16 protein-coding genes are annotated in these 19,419 nt (G+C 59.4%); 13 read left to right on the forward strand and 3 right to left on the reverse strand.

Annotated features, from left to right (window positions below; genetic code table 11):
* Window positions 1-139 precede the first annotated feature (139 nt).
* Together SB749_RS14890 and SB749_RS14895 are read right to left on the reverse strand one after the other, a co-directional pair.
* On the reverse strand, window positions 140-328 hold the full coding sequence (locus SB749_RS14890; protein ID WP_410711000.1) for a hypothetical protein: 189 nt from the start codon (window positions 326-328) through the stop codon (window positions 140-142).
* A gap of 10 nt (window positions 329-338) precedes the next feature.
* Window positions 339-503 carry a hypothetical protein gene (locus tag SB749_RS14895; RefSeq protein WP_410711001.1) on the reverse strand — a complete coding sequence of 55 codons (165 nt, stop codon included), beginning with the start codon at window positions 501-503 and terminating at the stop codon, window positions 339-341.
* A gap of 371 nt (window positions 504-874) precedes the next feature.
* Between SB749_RS14895 and SB749_RS14900 the strand changes: the two genes are divergently transcribed.
* From SB749_RS14900 to SB749_RS14920, 5 genes are all read left to right on the forward strand, one after another.
* Window positions 875-1,267 (forward strand): hypothetical protein, encoded by a 393-nt coding sequence (locus tag SB749_RS14900; RefSeq protein WP_410711002.1) that lies wholly within the window; start codon window positions 875-877, stop codon window positions 1,265-1,267.
* A 220-nt stretch (window positions 1,268-1,487) separates the two neighbouring features.
* Window positions 1,488-2,405: a hypothetical protein gene (locus tag SB749_RS14905; protein ID WP_410711003.1), complete on the forward strand. Its 918-nt coding sequence runs from the start codon at window positions 1,488-1,490 to the stop codon at window positions 2,403-2,405.
* A 126-nt stretch (window positions 2,406-2,531) separates the two neighbouring features.
* On the forward strand, window positions 2,532-2,936 hold the full coding sequence (locus SB749_RS14910) for a hypothetical protein (protein WP_410711004.1): 405 nt from the start codon (window positions 2,532-2,534) through the stop codon (window positions 2,934-2,936).
* 33 nt (window positions 2,937-2,969) lie between these two features.
* Window positions 2,970-3,329 carry a hypothetical protein gene (locus tag SB749_RS14915; protein WP_410711005.1) on the forward strand — a complete coding sequence of 120 codons (360 nt, stop codon included), beginning with the start codon at window positions 2,970-2,972 and terminating at the stop codon, window positions 3,327-3,329.
* Window positions 3,326-4,240: a metallophosphoesterase gene (locus SB749_RS14920; protein ID WP_410711006.1), complete on the forward strand. Its 915-nt coding sequence runs from the start codon at window positions 3,326-3,328 to the stop codon at window positions 4,238-4,240. The genes SB749_RS14915 and SB749_RS14920 overlap by 4 nt, the downstream gene beginning before the upstream one ends.
* 622 nt (window positions 4,241-4,862) lie before the next feature.
* On the opposite strand, the gene SB749_RS14925 is transcribed toward SB749_RS14920, so the two are convergent.
* Window positions 4,863-5,939, reverse strand: coding sequence for a tartrate dehydrogenase (locus SB749_RS14925; RefSeq protein WP_410711007.1), 1,077 nt, complete (start codon window positions 5,937-5,939; stop codon window positions 4,863-4,865).
* Window positions 5,940-6,628: 689 nt separating this feature from the next.
* On the opposite strand from SB749_RS14925, the gene SB749_RS14930 reads away from it, so the two are divergent.
* The 8 genes from SB749_RS14930 to SB749_RS14965 all read left to right on the forward strand — a co-directional run bounded on the left by SB749_RS14930 (window position 6,629) and on the right by SB749_RS14965 (window position 19,396).
* Window positions 6,629-8,425 carry a sigma-54-dependent Fis family transcriptional regulator gene (locus SB749_RS14930; protein WP_410711008.1) on the forward strand — a complete coding sequence of 599 codons (1,797 nt, stop codon included), beginning with the start codon at window positions 6,629-6,631 and terminating at the stop codon, window positions 8,423-8,425.
* A gap of 563 nt (window positions 8,426-8,988) precedes the next feature.
* Window positions 8,989-10,134: a D-arabinono-1,4-lactone oxidase gene (locus tag SB749_RS14935; protein WP_410711346.1), complete on the forward strand. Its 1,146-nt coding sequence runs from the start codon at window positions 8,989-8,991 to the stop codon at window positions 10,132-10,134.
* Between the two features lie 275 nt (window positions 10,135-10,409).
* Window positions 10,410-11,798 (forward strand): GntP family permease, encoded by a 1,389-nt coding sequence (locus tag SB749_RS14940; protein WP_410711009.1) that lies wholly within the window; start codon window positions 10,410-10,412, stop codon window positions 11,796-11,798.
* Window positions 11,799-12,312: 514 nt separating this feature from the next.
* Entirely contained in the window at window positions 12,313-13,266 is a 954-nt protein-coding gene (locus SB749_RS14945; RefSeq protein WP_410711010.1) for a C-terminal binding protein, read from the forward strand.
* A gap of 18 nt (window positions 13,267-13,284) precedes the next feature.
* Window positions 13,285-14,550, forward strand: a complete 1,266-nt coding sequence (locus SB749_RS14950; RefSeq protein ID WP_410711011.1) for an aspartate aminotransferase family protein — start codon at window positions 13,285-13,287, stop codon at window positions 14,548-14,550.
* Window positions 14,551-14,573: 23 nt separating this feature from the next.
* A complete protein-coding gene (locus SB749_RS14955; protein ID WP_410711012.1) occupies window positions 14,574-15,467 on the forward strand; it encodes a fumarylacetoacetate hydrolase family protein in 894 nt (297 codons plus the stop codon).
* 57 nt (window positions 15,468-15,524) lie between these two features.
* Window positions 15,525-17,612, forward strand: a complete 2,088-nt coding sequence (locus SB749_RS14960) for a hydantoinase/oxoprolinase family protein (protein ID WP_410711013.1) — start codon at window positions 15,525-15,527, stop codon at window positions 17,610-17,612.
* Between the two features lie 2 nt (window positions 17,613-17,614).
* Entirely contained in the window at window positions 17,615-19,396 is a 1,782-nt protein-coding gene (locus SB749_RS14965) for a hydantoinase B/oxoprolinase family protein (RefSeq protein WP_410711014.1), read from the forward strand.
* Window positions 19,397-19,419: the final 23 nt, after the last annotated feature.

Genomic DNA, 19,419 nt, shown 5'->3' on the forward strand with positions numbered 1-19,419 from the left:
TCTGGCTGGGTGCGGAAGTCTGGTGATAGCCGTCTTTCGCCGTTCTGTACTGACGCAAACAGGTTAAGATCTCGTCTGCGAGTGAGGTCGCATCCTCGACCCACCGGAGGATAGTGACAATTAGGCCGGTGATTTGAGCTCAGTCCGTTTCTGCCTCCCGACGCTCGGCGGCTATCGCCTTTCGGGTGCGGTGCACGTCGGCCAGAATCTGGTCGATGCAGCTGATCTCGTCGACGTCGGCGGACTGCGGAGTGATCGGCGTCCGCGAGGTCGGCGAGACTGTGACGCACAGGCCCTTGCTCATCGCGTCCACGACGCGCAGCAGCACCTTCGTAGACCTACTGGCGGAGTTCGACGGGGTCGTCTACTGCTCCGCCCACTGGGTAGTGCCGCGGCCGCGGGGACAGTGCCTCCTCGACGGTGAGCATGTCGTAGACGCGGCGGAGCTGCTGCTCGTCGCCGGCGGAATGGGTCGACGGGGCGAGGGTCTCGGTCGCGGACATGGCGGTAGGCGCAAGGAGCTTACAGTCGCTTCGAATTGCCTAGCGCGGACACTCCCCGCTTACAGGCAGCGGCATCGCCTGGCTTCCCGGCTTTGCATAGAAGAAAATCCCCCAAGTGCGCATCTCCGAGAGGCGTGGGGGATCTAGTGATGTCAGGTTAACACCGTGCCCCGGGCAATTGGTAACTGCGGCCCCCGGATGCGCCGGGTCGGCCGTCGCCCGGCCATAAAGGTATGACGGCAACGCATTTGGATGAGAAGCCAATAAGTACCTGAAGAAGACGTCGACTTCGAGTGTAGAGATGGACGGGCGGAGCCCGTCCCGGGAGGAGTGTTGCAAGTTATACGAATATCTGAGAAAGAGGGTATCACATGTTTCCAAATCGAGTCGATGAAGCAGACCTCATCGCGACGCTGGTGGAGCGCGCGATCCTGGAAGCCGTCGAAGAGGTCGGAGATGCGGGCGTCAGCGGTGACGATCTAACGCAACGAGCCCAGGAGCGCTACGCAGAGCTGACGAAGCCGTTCACGGTGAGCCAGGAGGACTACATGGCCGAGACGATCAGCGGCAGGTTCCTCAAGGTAGGAGAACGGCTCATTCTCGGGGGAGGTGCGAAAGAATTCGACGCCGACGTCCTCGTCGAGACCGTCATTGACGAGTCCATGGCGACGTTCGAGAGGACTCTCGGCGTCCCGGACGACGAAGCGAAAGCGCGGGCGGCGATCCGGCAATACATCGACGACGTCCACCGCTTGCCGCAGTGATCTTCTCGCCCTCTACCCGGGCCGGCTCCGCCGGCCACAGCATGACCCCTTCGCGACGCTTGGTCAGTCCGTGCGGCTGTATGGGTACCGCAAAGGATAAGCGGCCGTGAGGTCGAAGCGCCCCGCCTCCGGCGTGGTCGCGCTCGGTGGTCATTCGGGCCGGCGGAGCCGGCCCCGGGCGGGTGGGTGACAGGCATCCACGACGAGAGGAACGCTTCTCATGCCCATCGACAAGCACACGAGTGAGCTTGTCCCGTTCTCTGTGCTCAAGGATCGCGGATGGACGCCGGAGATGCTCAAGCTCTACCGCCTCCACGGCTCCGACCAGGGATGGTCCCTGGCCAGAGCGCAGGCCCTCGAAGGAACGCCCGACTGGCAGGCGGACCGTGCACGCGCGGATGCCGGACTGCCGCTGCTCTACCGACGCCAGGAGCTGCTCGCCGACCGCCACTGGAGCGTGACCATGGTCGCCGAGTTCCTCCCGGAGCCCGACGTCGTGGAATCGCTCGGCCCGAACAGGCGGCGGCACGTGTTCGCCTCAAGGCGGGTCGAGGCGATCGAAGCGACCGACCGGTTCAAGGAGCGCGCTGCCATCGCGGCAGAGATGTCGCGGAAGGCTGCACGTTCAAGGGAGCGCAATCACCGGCAGAACGAAATCAAGCTGCAGGCCGAGCAGGTGGTCGCACAGCTCCTCGCCGGATTCGAGTACTCAGTGGCCGGCGACGAGACGCTCGCGGAGGTCGTCGCTCTGGCCCGGGCGGACTGGGACGCCGATGAGGGTTGGCGCGAGGCCCGCGGCCGCGCGTCGTGGACTCGGCCATCTGACGGCAGGCTCGCGGTCGACTTCCTGCGGCACGAGCGCACCGCCTACGGCCACCAGCTCGGAGAGATCCAGCAAGGCCTGTGGGAACTGGAAGCGGAAGTGACCGACGACGAGGGCGAGAACCCGATCGAGTCCTTCTTCGACGAGCTCAAGAACAGCGCCCACGCCGCGATCCGGGCGCGGACTCTCGAAGTGATCGAATCCACCTTTCCCAAGCTTGCCGACGCGGTCGCCCAGCGCCGTGCGTCGAACTACGTCATGAGCGACGGGCAGCTCTTCCGCACGGAGGCTCCGCTGCACCTGCTAGGGCGGTGACAGGCGAAAGGCTGGGGCGTTATCCGTGCGAGCCCGCCCGCCTTGTCAGGACAGGGCCACGAAACGACCGATCAACAACCCAGGACGACGACCGAGCCTTCAGTGCTCAGGAACGGATTGACAAGCATGAACGACGCACTTACACACCTGACCAAGGAAATTGCACAGATCGAAGCCGAGGGGCCGTTCGAAGCAACGCTGTATGGGAACGACGGCTACCAGTTCAGCATCGACGCCGAGGACATTCTCGACGGCGAAGACGTGTCCAAGCTGAGCGAGGACGAGATCACCGAGCGCATCAGGGACTGGACCGAGGAGCCTGAGAACCTCAACGAGGCTTTCGAACGAGGTCCGTGGACTGTCTTCGACTGGCGATTCGCGACGGCTAAGCTCGTCCGTGAGATCGAGGTGACCGACCACGACATCGGCGACATCGAGGCCACGGGTCTGCTCATCGACGTCGCGATCCGGGAAACGCATGCGGGCTTCGCGACACGGCTCGCGGAGGAGAAAGCAGCTCGAGCGCACTGACGAGGATGGGACTCGGCCATCGGCTTCATGCTGGTGGCCGAGTCCAGTTTCGTCGCAGTCAATGAAGGTGGACAATTGGTGCAGGAGGGGATCACGAGCATGCATGACGAAGGGTCCGAGACGATGCGGCGTTGGGACTCGCTCTCCGATAGCCAGCGCCATCCCAAGAACCTCGCGATCCTCGCCGTGGAGAGTCTTGCCCTCCGCGACGAGCATCAGTGCCGCGTCACCATCCTCCAGGATGCCGACTACTGGAACCCCGTCGTCTCGATCGTCGTCGAGTCCTCCGAGGGCAATCAGCGGAAAATCGAGATCCACGGGGACGACGACCCGTGTTCTCTTGCGACGCGGGTGCGAGCAGCGGCCCAGGAGCTTTTCGCCGAGGGAGAATGACCATCGAACGCACCTACGCCGTCTCCGACATCCACGGCCACATCGAGCCGTTCCGCGTGGTGCTCGAGCACGTCGGCCTGGACCGTGACCCCGGTGCCGAGCTCGTCCTTTTCGGCGACTACGTCGACCGCGGCCCGGCCAGCCGAGAGGTGCTCGAAACAGTCAGGGACCTGCAGCAGCGGTTCCCGGACCGGGTGACGGCTCTCCTGGGCAATCATGACGACTGGTTCCTCGACTGGTTGGACGGCGATGACGAGGACTTCTCCTGGCTGACGGGCGATGCCGACCTCGGCACCGTGAAATCGTTCCTCGACCCTCTCGAGCTCGCTCACGCGCTCGGGCACGACGATCCCAGCAGCGACGCATCCGCGCTCGACGGACCGACGATGAACCAGAACATCAAGAGCGCCATTCTGGAGAAGCACTCAGAGCTCGTCGGTTGGCTGCGCAGGCTGCCGCGTGTCCACGAGACAGACGACCACATCTTCGTGCACGCCGGCATTGACGAGGAAGCGGGAGAGATGTGGCGAGCGGCGACGCCCGACTACGTGCTCACCGAGAAGTTTCCTCCGACGTTCGGGCCGTTCGTCAAGACCGTGATCGCCGGCCATGTCCGAACCTCCGAGATGCACGGAGACGGCTCGCACGGCACATTCCACGATGGCGACAGCCACTACTACATCGACGGGTCAGTAGAAGTGACCGGTCGATTGAACGTTTTGCGATATTCGGCCAGTGATGGAACGTACGGGTCTTTCGTTACTCCACGAGCGTGGACACAATCGCGCAGCGTACCGAAGGCGGTGAAACCTGAGACGGGCCGGGAGGAGACGAATCATCTCTACGGGACGGGATTCAGTGTCGAAGATGGCAATGGGATCCAGAAGGGCTGGGGCGGCAGATCCCGATGAAGAACAGCATCGACACGCCCTTCCCAAACACACATTTTGGCCTATAACTCGAAACCGAGTCTTCGGACGGAGAGAAGCAGTCCTAAACGACTGTCGCCCCGAGAGTCCGAGCTGTGAAGCTCGAATGGTCACCGGGGCGTTACCCAACCGATTGTACGCGATTCGGGCAGACGACATTTGAACGAGCGCTTGGTAGAAGCATGGTCAACACCCGGATTCACCTGACCGACCGGCGGCGCAGGCCGGACAGCCGGAGGCCATTGTGCGGCCTGAGAAAATGAGAATGACTCTTCGTGTGAAGACTGACATTGTCCAAGGATGACCCGGCCAGGCTGCCACTGCTCATGCAGCTGAGCTCGTTGGCTGGTTCCAGCAGTGCCTTTCATCGTGATCACGAGACGTCGCTTCTTGCGCCGACGGGACTGTATAACGGCGCTTCTCACAGCATGGATCGAGGGGACGGTCGCGTGAGCGGCTATGAGAACTCACGGGCAGTGTGACGATCAATGGGAAGCTCACCAACCGAGCCAAGGCGTTGCGTTGCCCTGCGAACGAGGTGCAACCGCATCGATCTGCATGCGAAAAGCACCATTTCATGCGTATTCGAATGTGGAACCGCGGTTCAGCCTTCGACTCCGGCGGACCCCGCGACCTCAATGTCTTCCAATACTGCGGCGACAAACTCAGATGTCGACGCAGTGCCGCCCAGATCCTTCGTCCGAACGCCACGTAAAAGCGTGTTCTCTACGGCCTTCATCAGGTCGGTGCCTGCGGCAGCTTGGCCAATGTGCTCCAGCATCATGCTGCCAGCCCAAAGTTGACCGATCGGGTTTGCGAGGTTTTTGCCGACGATATCTGGCGCTGTACCGTGGACAGGCTCGAACATGGATGGCTGTGTCCGGTCCGGGTTGATGTTTGCCGAGGGAGCAATGCCGATAGAGCCAGCGGTCGCAGCCACGAGATCGGAGAGAATGTCTCCGAAAAGATTTGACGCAACGATCACGTCAACCGACGAAGGTGCAATCACCAGTCGGGCAGCGAGGGCATCGACCAGCACGCTTTGCAGTTCGACGCCAGCGTGCCTGGAGACCGTCTCTTCGACGACTTCGTCCCAGAATGTCATTGAGTGGATCAGGCCATTTGATTTGGTCGCGGAGATGACCTTGCCACTTCGTTCTTCAGCGATTTTTGCAGCGTATTCAGCAACACGCTCGACCCCGCGCCGGGTAAAAAGCGCTTGTTGAAAGGCCATAGCGTGACGAGTGCCTTGGTACGCTCGACCACCGACCTCCGAATATTCTCCTTCCACATTCTCACGGACGATGACAGTGTCTATTTGACCATCTCCAGTGATGCGAGGTTCGATTCCGGGTAACAATCGCACTGGCCGAATATTCAGATACAGGTCGAATGCACGTCGGATCGGGATGAGCAGGCCCCACAGCGTTATGTGATCGGGGACGTCGGGATGGCCTACCGCTCCTAGGAGGATCCCATCTCCGTCGGTTAGCTGATCGATTCCATCAACTGGCATCATTGCGCCCTTGGATAAGTAGCGATCAGAACCCCAGTTTCGATCGCGCCAAGAGATCCGAAAACCATACAATTCAGCAATTGCATTTATGCACGCTACCGCAGCAGGGACTACCTCCTGTCCAATTCCGTCTCCAGCAATGCAATCAATAGTGTATTGCTTCATCTTTTCCTTTTATGGAATTTGTGTATCTGGTCAATGGTTTCTGAGAAAATACGGGAAAATCGAAATTGAGGGGCTGGTAAGAATTAATGGTTGCCGCACGAATCTAATCGTCAGCAGATGGATCTGTTATTGCAGATATTGCGGTCTCATTGTTCCCGAGATGGATTTTAACGCGGAGATGGGCGGGAGGGGGACAATCCCATGAGTCAGTTTTGGCAGCCAGGCGATAGAACCTTCTAGTCGGTGATCTGCGGGACACGCACCGGTTGGCGAGGATCATGCGGCTATTTATCGAGGACGATTGAGTAATTGAATCCGATCGATCGTTGACCCGTCTCAGGTCAATGAGAATCTGAACGGAAATTTTAGTCCTTTCTGCAGCGCCAGCAAGTCTTGATCCGCATTGCACCCTTATCGGCGATGCTGGTCGACAGGAAAAATGTGGTCAACTGACTCTCGCGCGTTCGACGAGGGTAAGTGTGTATCAAAATGGGACACATCGTTGAAGCTGCTTACGATCGAAGAGTCGGTGACAGAGAAAGGCCGTGTGGAGTCATCCGTTCCGTTTGTTGAAAAGTCGAGTCGGCTATGGGTGCGACTGGATATTTCGCGAATTCAAAACCGAAAGTTGTTGTGCTAACCTTTCAAAAATCGTGTCAAAGATGCCGAGAAACGAGGAGTTGCTGACGATGAGTCTGTCCCCGCTGGTGACGCCTGAGCGAAACCGAAAGTCCCGTGATGTCGATTCCATCCGAGACCGATTCCTCAGCGACCATGACGTCGAGCTGACTGGGCTCCGACCGTTGATCGCTCGATCATGGTTTCGAAGCAGGGCTGCCGGCGTGGACGCGGTGATCGACCGTGGCATGTTCGATGCTGGTCGGGTTGACGATCGAACCTTAGAAGCGGCGGATACCCATCTGAGAACTCTCGACAACTTTGCGTCGGACCTTGGAGGTTATGTCAGTTTGACGGCTCCGAACGGTGTACTGGTTCGACCTGACTTCCTTCGTTCTGAAGAGGAGTTCCCGGAAGGCTATTCGTTGCTCGAAGAGAGTTGCGGCAGCAATGGGGAAGGGCTTGCATTAGAAGAAGGACGAAGTGTCTGGCTGGCTCCGGAAGAACACTTCAGAGAAGATATGCGCGGCAACTGGTGCTTTGCGACTCTCATTCGGGATCCGTTCCACAACCGTGTGCGTGGGGTGATCGGCCTGACCTTCCCTTCGGCTCGTGTGCCCGCCATCGAGCCGACCTCGACACTGCTCATGCTCGAGGGGATCACCTCACGTATCGAACACGAGATTGCTGATCGGACATCGGCGAAAGAGCGTTCGCTATTGAACGAGTATCTGACGGTCTCGCGCAGGCGAGGTAATCTGCCGGTCATCGCAATGGACGGTAAAAACTCGCTGATGAACAACGCTGCGGTTGAGTTGATCGATGACGGCGATATGGCTGTAGTCTCAGGCTATGCGAAAGAAGTGATGTCCTCGGGCCGCCCGACGAGTACGGAAGTGAGTCTGCATGGTGCGGGGTGGTCCGAGCTGAGCGTATCTGCTGTATCGCTGTCCGCGACGAGTGCGGGCGCAATTGCTGTGATCCGACCCCGCTCAACCCGAAGCGGGACTGGCCTCGAAGCTAGTACGCCGGCCATCCAACCAACACGTTCCTCGACAACGGACAAATTGAAGGCGAGCCTCGACGGAACCAGCCCTCAGTTTGAGCAGATGATCGGTCTCGCTGCAAAGGCAGTCGATCAAGCCCGCTCAGTCGCAATCGTTGGAGAGGCCGGGACTGGCAAACAACGGCTCGCTGAGGAAATCACAGCCCTTATCGGCGGAAGCGTATTCGTGGATGCTCATTCTCCCGAGGGGGACTCCGAAAGGCTCCCTGAACTCCTCAACCAAGCCTTCGCCGTCGATCCTTCGGCGCTTGTCGTGCTCAACGCCGACGAACTGTCAGTCCTCGAAGCAAGAAGGATCGTCCACCGGATTCAACAGAGCCATCACACGAGGCTCGTATTCACCGCGAAGCACCACACAGACGCTACATTACATATGACTGAGCGCATTCGTGCCATAGAAATCACCGTGCCACCGCTTCGACTCCGCAGGGAAGACATCCCAGTGATTGCACGGTCGATTGCCGAGGAATCCGAGGGCCGAAAGCTGTCGAAGCGATTAGTCACCACTTTGACGAACTCCGAATGGCCGCGCAATATCGACCAGCTTCGCGCAGTCATCTCCAACGCACTCGACCGCTCTCGGGGCGACGAGGTGTCCGTGAGAGACATACCTGAGGAGTATCAACGCTCGCTCGCTCAAGGACGACTCTCCAGGTTGGAAGAAGCCGAATTGGGCGAGTTGAGAGCCGCTTTGAAAGAAGCGGGAGGCAATCGACGCAAGACGGCCGAGATCCTGCAAATCGGGCGGTCGACCCTTTATCGGAGAATGGACTTCTTCCTCCGCAAGGGACTCGATCTTTAAGCGGGTAACTGCCATAGCGAGTCAGTGCTGTTGAGGTCCATCCGACTCCGCCTATGTCGTGGCCTGCCTCCGAATGACGGGTTCGGAGACCGCAACAGAGCGGAGCACGCACTGATCGGATTCGCCGCGATCACTGAGGCACGATTCGCCAACGTCTGTCCTGCAGAGTGATGTCGGGAGGTGGTCCTCATGAACGAAGTCAAAATCACCCCGATTAGCTTGGCCCACAAGATTGGGAAGACCTGCCTGTAAGCAGCAGGACATAGCTCTGTTGCGCCCTTCACCAATTACACTCACGTTCGTCGAGGTGAGTCGGTCCTCACGCCCGACCGTCGTTTCTCAGATCATCGGTTCATCCCCAATTGAAGCGGAACATGGCACCCGCACGTGTCAAACTGGCACATTTTGAGCCTCCGTATTTCAACTTCGATAGTCGGTAGCGGCTGCAATGGAGTCGACTGCTGTGTAGTTGCGCCCAACTCGAGAGAACTGGAACTGACCTCGTGATCAACAGGATCTGGAAAAACTGGGCGGGGACGGAGAGTTGCCGCCCCGAGGCTATCGTGAAGGCTGAGTCTGTGGAGCAGATCAGCGAGGTCGTCGCCGATGCCACACGCCGTGGCATCACCGTGCGGCCAGTGGGGAGCGGCCATTCGTTTGCTCCGCTGGTGCCGACAGACGGCATAGTGCTCGATCTTTCGGCAGTGAGCGGGATCGAATCGATCGATCAGTCTTCAGCACAGGCGACCGTCAGAGCAGGGACTAAGATTGCCGACCTCGGTGAGCCACTTTGGAACGCGGGGCTGTGCCTCCGCAATCAAGGTGCGATTGATGCGCAGACCATCGCCGGCGCGATCAGCACATCGACGCATGGCTCAGGGCTTGGGCTGAAGCTGCTGTCTGGTGAGGTTGTCGGCGCGAAGGTGGTCACTTCATCAGGTGAAGTGGAAACGATAGGTATCAATGATCCGCGATTGCCCGCACTTCGCGCCTCGATGGGAATGCTCGGTGTGATTGTGAGCCTCGACATCCAGCTCGAACCGAAGTTCAAGCTGCAGGAAACGCTCGAGTTCCGGCCTTTAGCGGACGTGCTCGAGCGATGGGAAGAGCTGACGCATAACCATCGCCACTTCAGCTTTGTGCATGGACAGCAGTACAACATGTCAGCAATTCTCCCTCCGCTGCCAGACACGTCGACGCCGACTTTGGTGCGAATCTTCGACGAGGTGGACCCGGACGTCGACGATGACTGCTCCCCGGCACATCGAACTAACCGCCCATACAAGATCTATCCTGATCAATACACTCCGCCGTGGGAGGAGGTGGAACCCTACGTTCCCTATGGCACTGCGCTCGATGCGATTCAGTCCTGCTTGCAAGTACTTGAGAGGTTCCCCGATACGTTTCCTCTGGAGGTGCGCACTGCCGCTGGAGACAATGCGTGGCTGTCTCCGACCGGCGGCGATGCGGCGGTGTCGCTGAACACTGTCCGCACGTGGGGAAATGACAATCGGGCCTTCTTTCGTGCGATGGAGGAAGCACTAGATCCGTTCCCCGGACGTCCACACTGGGGTAAGCAACCGCGTCTTCGCACGGCAGACTTCTATAGAAGCGTGTACCCCCGGTGGGACGATTTCATTCAATTGCGGCGAGAGATGGATCCGAGCGGCACGTTCCTGAACGCGCCTCTGCGCAGTCTGTTCGAATGAAATGGCGCAGGTGCGTGCTCGCGTCACGCCTGGACGTGGACCATGTGTCATTCTCACCCGATGAGCCACCAATTCTGACGGTCCGTCGGTTCCCCCAGTCGTCGCATTTTGCGAGGTCTTGAACGATCTCGTCTGCCATAGTGCCCAGTGCATAGAAGCATCTTCATGTCTGTATCGCGGTTCGTGAAGGATGAGCCAAGAGCGATGGCCGAATCTGTGGAGGACCTGCTTCGGGTCCTCTGCCCCGTTGATCGAACTGTGTGAAAAGAGAAGATATGGAAGATTGGACTCAGACTCTAGGGACGGTACCGCTCCTCGCCATCGCGGCAGGAGGTGTGGCCTTGATCCTTTTCCTCATCATCGTCGTTCGGCTCCATGCATTCGTGGTTCTGGTGCTTGTCTCCTTGCTCACTGCAGCATTTGCTGGGATTCCCGCGGAGCAGATCGTTCCAGCTATGCTTGACGGGTTCGGCAGTACGCTGACGTCGGTTGCCCTCGTCGTGAGTTTCGGTGCCATACTCGGTCGCCTGCTTGAAGCCAGTGGCGGTGCGCGGGTGATCGCGGAACGAATGGTGGCCGTGTTCGGGCAGAAACGGGCGGCACTCGCTCTCGGTATTTCATCTCTGGTCATGGGAATACCCATGTTCGCGGATGCCGGCATCGTCGTCATGATTCCGATCGTCTTCGCGGTTGCGCGCAGAATGGGCGGTAGAAGCCTACTGCTATACGGGATTAGTTCTGCTGCAGCATTTTCCATCATGCATGTACTGGTTCCTCCGCATCCAGGGCCGGTCATGGCAAGTGAGTTCTTTGGCGCAAACATCGGACTGGTCCTGGTCTTCGGTCTGCTCATTGCGCTGCCGGTGTGGTACATCAGCGGATATCTGTGGGCTCGCTTGGTCAATGCGAGGTATCCGATGGTCATTCCTGCGCTATTCGGTGCACTTGATGACGATCAGCCGCAAACGCCGCCAAGAGTGGGCTGGGTGATCTTCATCCTTGTCCTCCCCATGATGCTCATTCTCTTGAACACCGGATTCGACACCCTCACGAGCGCTGGCGTCGTCGACGCTGACACAACATGGGTGAAGGTCGTCATGGTCATTGGAGCCTCCCCTGTCGCGCTCCTGGTCTCAGTACTGACTGCAATTCTCGTACTCGGAAAATTCCGTGGCGAAAGCGGTAGCGCCCTAGAAAAGCTCGTCGACGGTGCCTTTGGCCCAGTTGCCTCCGTCATCCTCATCACTGGTGCTGGAGGAATGTTCGGGGGAGTCCTTCGTTCTTCCGGTATCGGAGACGCACTCTATGCCTCCCTTGACGGTCTCGGGCTTCCGGTGGTCATCGCGGCATACTTGATCTCAGCAGCTCTTCGAGTAGCACAAGGCTCTGCCACCGTGGCTATCGCTACCACCGGCGGACTCCTTGGAACAGCCGTGAGCTCGGGAAGCTTCAATGAGGTCGAGCTCGTCTGTATTGTGCTTGCCGCCGCGGCAGGGTCACGTTTTGCCAGTCACGTCAACGACTCCGCATTCTGGTTGGTCGGCAATCTTCTGGGAATGGATGTGAAGACAACGCTGAAGACCTGGACAGTGCAGTCGACAATCGAATCCCTGCTTTCGTTTGCGGCAGTATTGTTGGTCTACTCCGTCAGCGGCGGCTTCTGAGCTTGTTTGCGGAGTTGTCGCCAGCACGACAAACCTTGAACGCCTCATACAGCGCTACCGACAACTCCGCTCAAGCTGGGCGTTGGAATAGATTCAAGGTGGCCCCAGCAAGTCACTTCCCGCTCCCGAGCCCAGCGTCCGGGCACCCCGACGAGTCTCCTGCAACTGGCGAACCATTGCTTTGGCTGCGGAGAATGCCTGAATCTGTCGGTCGGCCCACGACGGTCGGCATATCGATGGCACCGCTACTCACGTGAGGTCTCCGCAGACGCCTCCTGACCAGTGATTTCACTCTCGTCAGTGTTCCCGCAACCTTCTCGACTGCATTGATACTGCGGCAACTCGTTTGAAAAACGTCTGAAGATGGGTGCACAGACCTGACCACCGACGAGTCCGTTGAGGTGTCTCGGATTGGTACGGTTTCCCGCCGTCCACCTGTCATGTAATTGAACTCGAGCCCGGATCGTGCGAGTGCGGCCCGGGAGCACCAACTACTGACTATGAGATAGGACGGATGACGATGAACCATGAGCGACAGGGAATCATCCTGGTTGCCCCGCACCATTTCCCCGACTTGGAACGCGAGCACGCACTGGCATCAGAACTCGACTACGAACTGGTTCCGACCACTGACACAGAAGAGTTCAAGCAGCGACTCTCAGATGCCGAAATTGTCATGATCACTCCATATGCGAAGCTGACCGCCGACGATTTTCCGGCGATGGACAAATGTCGCGCAGTGATCCGGTACGGGATCGGTTATGACAATATTGACGTCGATGCCGCGACGAAGGCAGGAATCCCTGTGTCAATTGTTCCCGGAACTGCCTCGGAAGAAGTCGCCTCACATGCCCTGGCAATGGGACTGTCACTCTCTCGCCGACTGCCAGCCGGAGACTCTGCCATTCGGGACAACGGGTGGAACGGGGTCATCGGATATGACACCCCTGTGCTCTCCAACCTGGACGTCGGCGTGGTCGGATTGGGTCGCATCGGCCAGCATGTCGCGCGCATGTATTCGGCCATCGGAGCGAACGTGCGTGCCTACGATCCATTCGTCTCCGAAAGCGCATTCACACTCGCCGATATCGATGACATTCTCGAGAACTCTGACGTCATCTCGTTGCATCTTCCGCTCACCGGCGAAACCAGAAACCTGATCTCAGGTGAAGTCCTGGAACGGATGAGAGAAGGTGCCGTGGTGGTCAACGTCTCACGCGGTGGTCTCGTCGACGAGGTCGCCCTGGCACGAGCATTGGAATCCGGACATATCGCCGGGGCAGGAATCGATACCTTCGCAGAGGAACCTCTCGACCCGGAGCATCCTCTGAGGTCAGCCACTAACGCGATCCTTACTCCACACATCGCATGGCGCTCGAATCGCTCCACTGGGGCCTTGCAGAATGGCGCTGTCGACCGTGTCCGCCGAGTCTTGACCGGTCAGCCACTGATCGATCTCGTGAACTGAATAGTCGAAAGGTCAACGATGAAGATTGACACCGAGAACGCCACAGTCGCCGGCTCAGCCATCGACCCCCATCTTCGCAAGGGCCCGCGGGGTTATCCCATGCTGCCGGGCGGCTACGGACGTTCCACCTACTACACAGGCGCGCCAAGTCCCTATGCGATTCGAGGTGAGGGGTGTCGTGTCTGGGACGATCGCGGCCAAAAACTCATCGACGCGAACAACAATTTCACCTCCCTTATCCATGGAAATGTTCACCCCGAAATCAAAGCGGCCGCCGTCGAAGCGATGTCAGCCGGATCCAGCTGGGGTATCCCCAATCTCTACGAGTGGGAACTAGCTGAACTGCTCTTGAACCGTCTCCCCGGGCTTGACCAAGTACGGTTCACCAACTCGGGCACTGAGGCAGTCATGTCAGCGGTGCGTATCGCTCGCGCCAGCACTGGTCGAGACAAGGTCGTCGTCACCAAGGGCGGGTACCACGGCACGTCCGATTTGGCCCTTGTTCCGGGAGGACCCGGCTACACCCGCGGAGTCCCACAAGGGGTGATTGACGATGTCACCACTGTTCCGCTCAATGACATCGAACACCTCACGCACGTGGTGGAGTCGGCACCTACCAATTATGCAGCGATCATCCTCGACCTGCTTCCGAACCGCGCTGGACTCGTCAGCGTCTCGGAGGAGTTCGCGCGAACGGCACGTGATCTTGCGACGAAGCACGGCATCGTCTTGATCATCGACGAAGTCATCAGTCTCCGTCTCGGTTACAACGGATTGAGTGGAGAGTACGGAGTTCAGCCCGATCTGCTGACAACCGGGAAACTGATTGGTGGTGGCTTCCCTGTCGGAGCCGTCGCTGGCCTCGGTTCCCTGATGGCGGAAGTAGACCCGACGCGATCCGGCAATCTACCTCACGGTGGAACCTTCTCCGGCAACCCAGTCAGCATGGCTGCCGGAGCTGCCGCGCTGCGACTGTACACCGAAGATCAGGTAAACCGCTTGAACGACCTTGGCGACTCCGTGCGTCAAACGGTTAGCAAGTCGATTGCGGGTCTGGGGTGGGAGGTCCGCGGACGAGGTTCCCTGCTACGCGCCGTCCCCGAAGGGGCGGACAAAGTCGCCGAAGATATTCAACACCGACTCTGGTGGGCAACGTATCGGCGCGGACTTCTCGGCTCGCCGGCGAACCTTCTCTCCCTGTCGACCCCCATGGACGACAAGGTCGGCGCTGAGATTGCCGAGGGGCTCTCCGCTGCAATCGCCGACGTCGCCACAGCACGCTAAGACGAAAGCAGAGAACCCAAACCATGAAAATTGTTTCCTACCGCAACCAGTCCGGCACGCGCGGAGGCGTTGTCTTCAATGGAGAGATCTACGATCTCGAAGAGCTGCTAAATGACACACCCGAGGCCACTCGAGGCGCATACAACTCCGTGACGGATCTGCTCGAGAACTACGGCGACGCCATCACCCCGCTGTCCAACTCGGTCAGCCAGACGCTCTCGAGGTCCCCGCGATCCCGAGTCGGCAACCTCGACGACGTACATCTTGTCGGTCCTGTGGTCGGGCCGTCGAAAGTACTCTGCGTCGGGCTGAACTATAAGGACCATGTGGCTGAAACCGGCCGGGCCCTTCCAGAACACCCGGACGTCTTCGCGAAGTTTGCTTCGACCCTCATCGGACCCGACGATGAGATCGGCGGACGCAATGTCACTGACAACCTTGATTTCGAAGGTGAACTGGCCGTCGTGATCGGCCGAGCCGCCGCGAACGTTTCCGAAGACGAGGCATTGGAGTACGTCGCCGGCATGACTATCTTGAACGACATCACCGCACGCGATCTTCAGTATCGGGGGACGCAGTGGCTTCCGGGCAAGGCCGTTGATGGGTCAACGCCGTGGGGCCCTGCTCTCGTGACTCTCGACGACATCAGTGACCCGCAGTCGCTGGAGCTGGTGACTCGAATCAACGGGGTCGAGTATCAACGGTCGAATACCCGACACCAGATCTTCTCGATCGCTCGGATAGTCTCCTACCTCTCTAGTTTTCTTACTCTCAATCCAGGCGATGTCATCGCCACTGGTACACCACAAGGAATCGGTGCGAAGCGAAATCCGCCAGTTTGGCTGGATTCCGGTGACGTGGTGGAGATTGACATTGAAGAGGTCGGAATTCTGCGCAACACCGTCGCCCGTCGATGAGCTCAAAGGAGTCATCGATTTGAACTTGAGTTACCACCTTGGAGGTGCTGAAATCACATGAGTAACGACACTGCTCTGTCGAAGAAAGTCCACTATCGAATCGCGGTCGATACCGGCGGCACGTTCACCGACGTTGTTGTCGGTTGCAGTACCGGTGGAATTGCCATGGGTAAGGCGTTAACGACCTATGATCGCGTCTTCACTGGTTTTGAAGCCGCCGTCAGACGCGCTGCCGAGTCGGTCGGCTGGAGCGGAGACGAGGTCTTGCGCAACGCCGAAGTCATTGTCTATGGCACGACACATGCGACGAACGCGGTGTTGACTGGCAAAACGGCCAAAACCGCTCTCCTCGTCACCGAAGGCTTCGCCGACACCCTGCTCCTGCGCGAGGGTGGAAGGCGTGACGCGTTCGACTCGAAGGCTGCCTACCCTCCGGCCTACATTCCCCGGGGACTCACCTACGAAGTTCGCGAACGAGTCTCGGCCGAAGGCACAGTCCTCGAACCGCTGGACGAAGACCATGTCCGAACCCTGCTAGAGGGCCTTGCTGCAGAAGGGGTTGAGGCTATCGCAGTCTCGTTCCTCTGGTCGATCGTCAACGACGCTCATGAACGAAGGGTCGCCGAGCTCATTGAGGAAATCCTTCCTGGCGTGCCGGTCACGCTCTCGAACTACGCGAACCCCATCATCCGCGAGTATCGTCGAACATCGGCCGCATCTATCGACGCATCGCTGAAGCCACTGATGGCAGCTCACCTGGGGGATCTGCGTCGAGACCTCGTCGGGTCGGGGTTCGACGGTGATTTACTCGTCGTGACATCCGAAGGCGCGGTACTTGACGTCGACGACGTTCTCGACCGACCGGTCTTACTGTTGAATTCCGGACCCTCAATGGCTCCGCTCGTTGGTGCTTCTGCCGCTCCGAACCGGGAGACAGTCGTCGTCTGCGACATGGGGGGCACGACCTTCGACGTCTCCCTCGTTGAGAAGGGCACCGTACGCCATACCCGCGAGGCGTGGCTCGGAGAACCGTTCGTCGGCCATCTGACCGGCCTTTCGTCGGTAGCGGTTACGAGCATCGGTGCCGGTGGTGGATCGATCGGATGGATCGACGCAGGGGGCCTGCTTCGAGTCGGACCGCAGAGTGCGCGAAGCACACCGGGTCCCGCAGCCTACGGCCTCGGCGGAGAAGAACCGACCGTTACGGATGCGTGTGTGGCTCTCGGATATCTTGATGCCCAGGGATTCGAGGGTGGCTTCACGCTCGACCGGAAGGCGGCTGAGAAGGCGATCGAATCTCGAATCGCCACACCACTGAACATGACGATCGAGCAGGCCGCTCAGGCGATCTTGGACGTCTCGGCCCACCACATGGCAACGGCCATCCGACAGTCCGCCCTGGAGCAGGGGGTCGACCCCCGCGGTGCTCTCATCGTTGCAGGCGGAGGGGCAGGAGCAATGGTGGCAGCGGCAATCGGATCGCTGCTGGAAACCGATACTGTGCTCATCCCCGCCACTGCGGGAGTACTCGCAGCCTTTGGCGCGCACAAAGCGCCCATTGCCACAGAGTTCCTGTCCCCGCTGCACAATGACACACGAAGCTTCGATGTCGATTCGGCAGCCAACGCGGTGAAAGAGGTGTCGGCTAAGGCAGACGAGTTCGCGCGCCGATTCCCTGGAACCGGTGCCGACGCCGAGTTCACCTATTTCGTCGACGCCCGGTACCCGGGACAAGCCTGGGACCTTCGCGTGTATCTGAGCGAAGCCCCCGTGGCTGACAGTGCCGCGGAGAACATCGAAGCGGCCTTCCACAAGGAACACGACCACCGAAATGGGACTCACGATCCCAGCAGCCGCGTAGAAATCATTGCCTGGGGCGCGCGCGTCGAAATTCCACGCCCCGAGCTCATCGATTCGAACGCCCACGCCTCGCGAACACCAGAGACGCACCGAACTGATCTGATGGTGTTCGACGGTGAGAAGTACTCCGCACCTCGCTACAGAGGCGGCACGTTGGGTCCAGGCGATGTGATCTCAGGTCCTGCTGTGGTCGACTTGCCGACGACGACTATCGTCATCCCACCGACGTGGAACGCCCAACTGGACGAGAACTCCAATTTCTACTTGAACACCAAGGAGGCGTGAATATGACACGCGAATTCGACCCTGTGAAACTCTCGGTACTGGCGAACGCCTTCGACGGCATCGTGCGAGAAATGACCAATGGACTCCTGCGATCGGCTCGTTCCTCAGTGATCAATACCGCTCGCGACTTTTCGTGCGCGGTGCTCACGGCCGACAACCAACTTCTCGCCGCAGCGGAAGGTGTTCCTGTACATGTCTTCGGAGCTGGACCACTCGGTGAAGACATGATCGCATTGCACGATGACATCCGAGAAGGCGATGCCTTCTTGCATAACGATCCTTATCTCGGGAACTCGCATGCTGCGGACCATTGTATTCTCGTGCCGATCTTCATCGGTGGTCAGCATCTTTTCACGGCGGTGACCAAGGCTCACCAGGCAGACTGCGGTGATTCGCTGCCGACGACGTTCTTTGCCACTGCGAGAGATGTCTACGAAGAGGGCGCACTCATCTTTCCCTGCGTGCGAGTCCAGCGTGACTATACCGACGTCGACGACGTCGTGCGGATGTGCCGTTCTCGCATCCGGGTGCCCGATCAGTGGTATGGCGACTATCTGGCGTCTGTAGGTGCTTCGCGCATCGCAGAACGTCGCATTCAGGAACTGGCTGAAAAGTTCGGCACCGATGACGTCGTCGACTTCGTCGAAGCGTGGTTTGACTATTCAGAACGTCTGGCCCAGAACGCGATCGAGACGTTGCCGGAAGTCGATCTGCATGGTGAGTCTACCCACGACCCGTTCCCGGGGACAGATCCCGAGGGCGTGCACATTCAAGCGACGGTGTCTGTGAAACCGACACAGGGACGTGTATCGATCGACCTTCGAGACAATCCGGACAACCTGCCCAACGGTCTCAACCTCACCCGGGCTACAGCGACAGGGGCCGCGCTTGCCGGAATTCTGTCCGGTCTTCCTGAGACCCTGCCGAGTAACGCGGGCACGTTCCGACGGATCGAGGTCAAACTGAGAGAAGGTTGTGCCGTTGGTGTGCCGAAGCACCCACATTCATGCTCGTCCGGGACGACGAACTTGGCCGACCGCGTTGTCAACATCGTCCAATCATCATTCGCTCGGATCGATGACGGGTATGGCTCCGCCGAGGGCGCTGCAGGCCAGACACCGGCGAAGGCCGTGATCTCGGGCACTGACGAGCGCAACGGGAATGCCTATGTCAATCAGATCCTCGTCGGAGGCGTGGGAGGCCCTGCGACCCCGTATGTAGACGGTTGGCCGACCTATCAGCGTCCTGTCTGCGGTGCCTTGCTCTACCATGACAGCGTCGAGGTCGATGAACAGCGCTATCCGATCCTCATTCACGAACGAGCCCTGGTCGCCGACTCCGGAGGCGCGGGGAAACAGCGTGGTGGCCTCGCATCGCGAGTGACCTTTGAGCCAAGGGTTGACCAGGTCACGCTGACTTATGGGATCGAAGGAAAAGAGAATCCCCCGAAGGGAGTCCGCGGCGGACTCGGCGGAGCAGCGCCGGAAGCGTGGGTGGAAGACGTCTCGGGCGGCGAGCCGCGCGCGGTACCCGTCGTCGGCCGTTACGACCTTTGTCGGGGTGAGAAAGTGGTGTCGATCACCCCAGGAGGAGGCGGTTACGGTGATCCACTGGAGCGAGACCCCCAGGCGGTCCTGGTCGACGTCAATGACGGACGAGTTTCGGCCAGAGCCGCGTGGGAAGTTTATGGCGTGCGGATCGACGAGCACGGCACGATTGATTCATCAGCCACCGAGAAGCAGCGGCGAAATCTCTCGCAGGGCAGCGGAAGTGTCCCGCAATGACACAGTAGCGTTGCCGTCCATTT

The organism is Brevibacterium sp. SIMBA_078 (assembly GCF_046534565.1).
Lineage (GTDB): Bacteria > Actinomycetota > Actinomycetes > Actinomycetales > Brevibacteriaceae > Brevibacterium.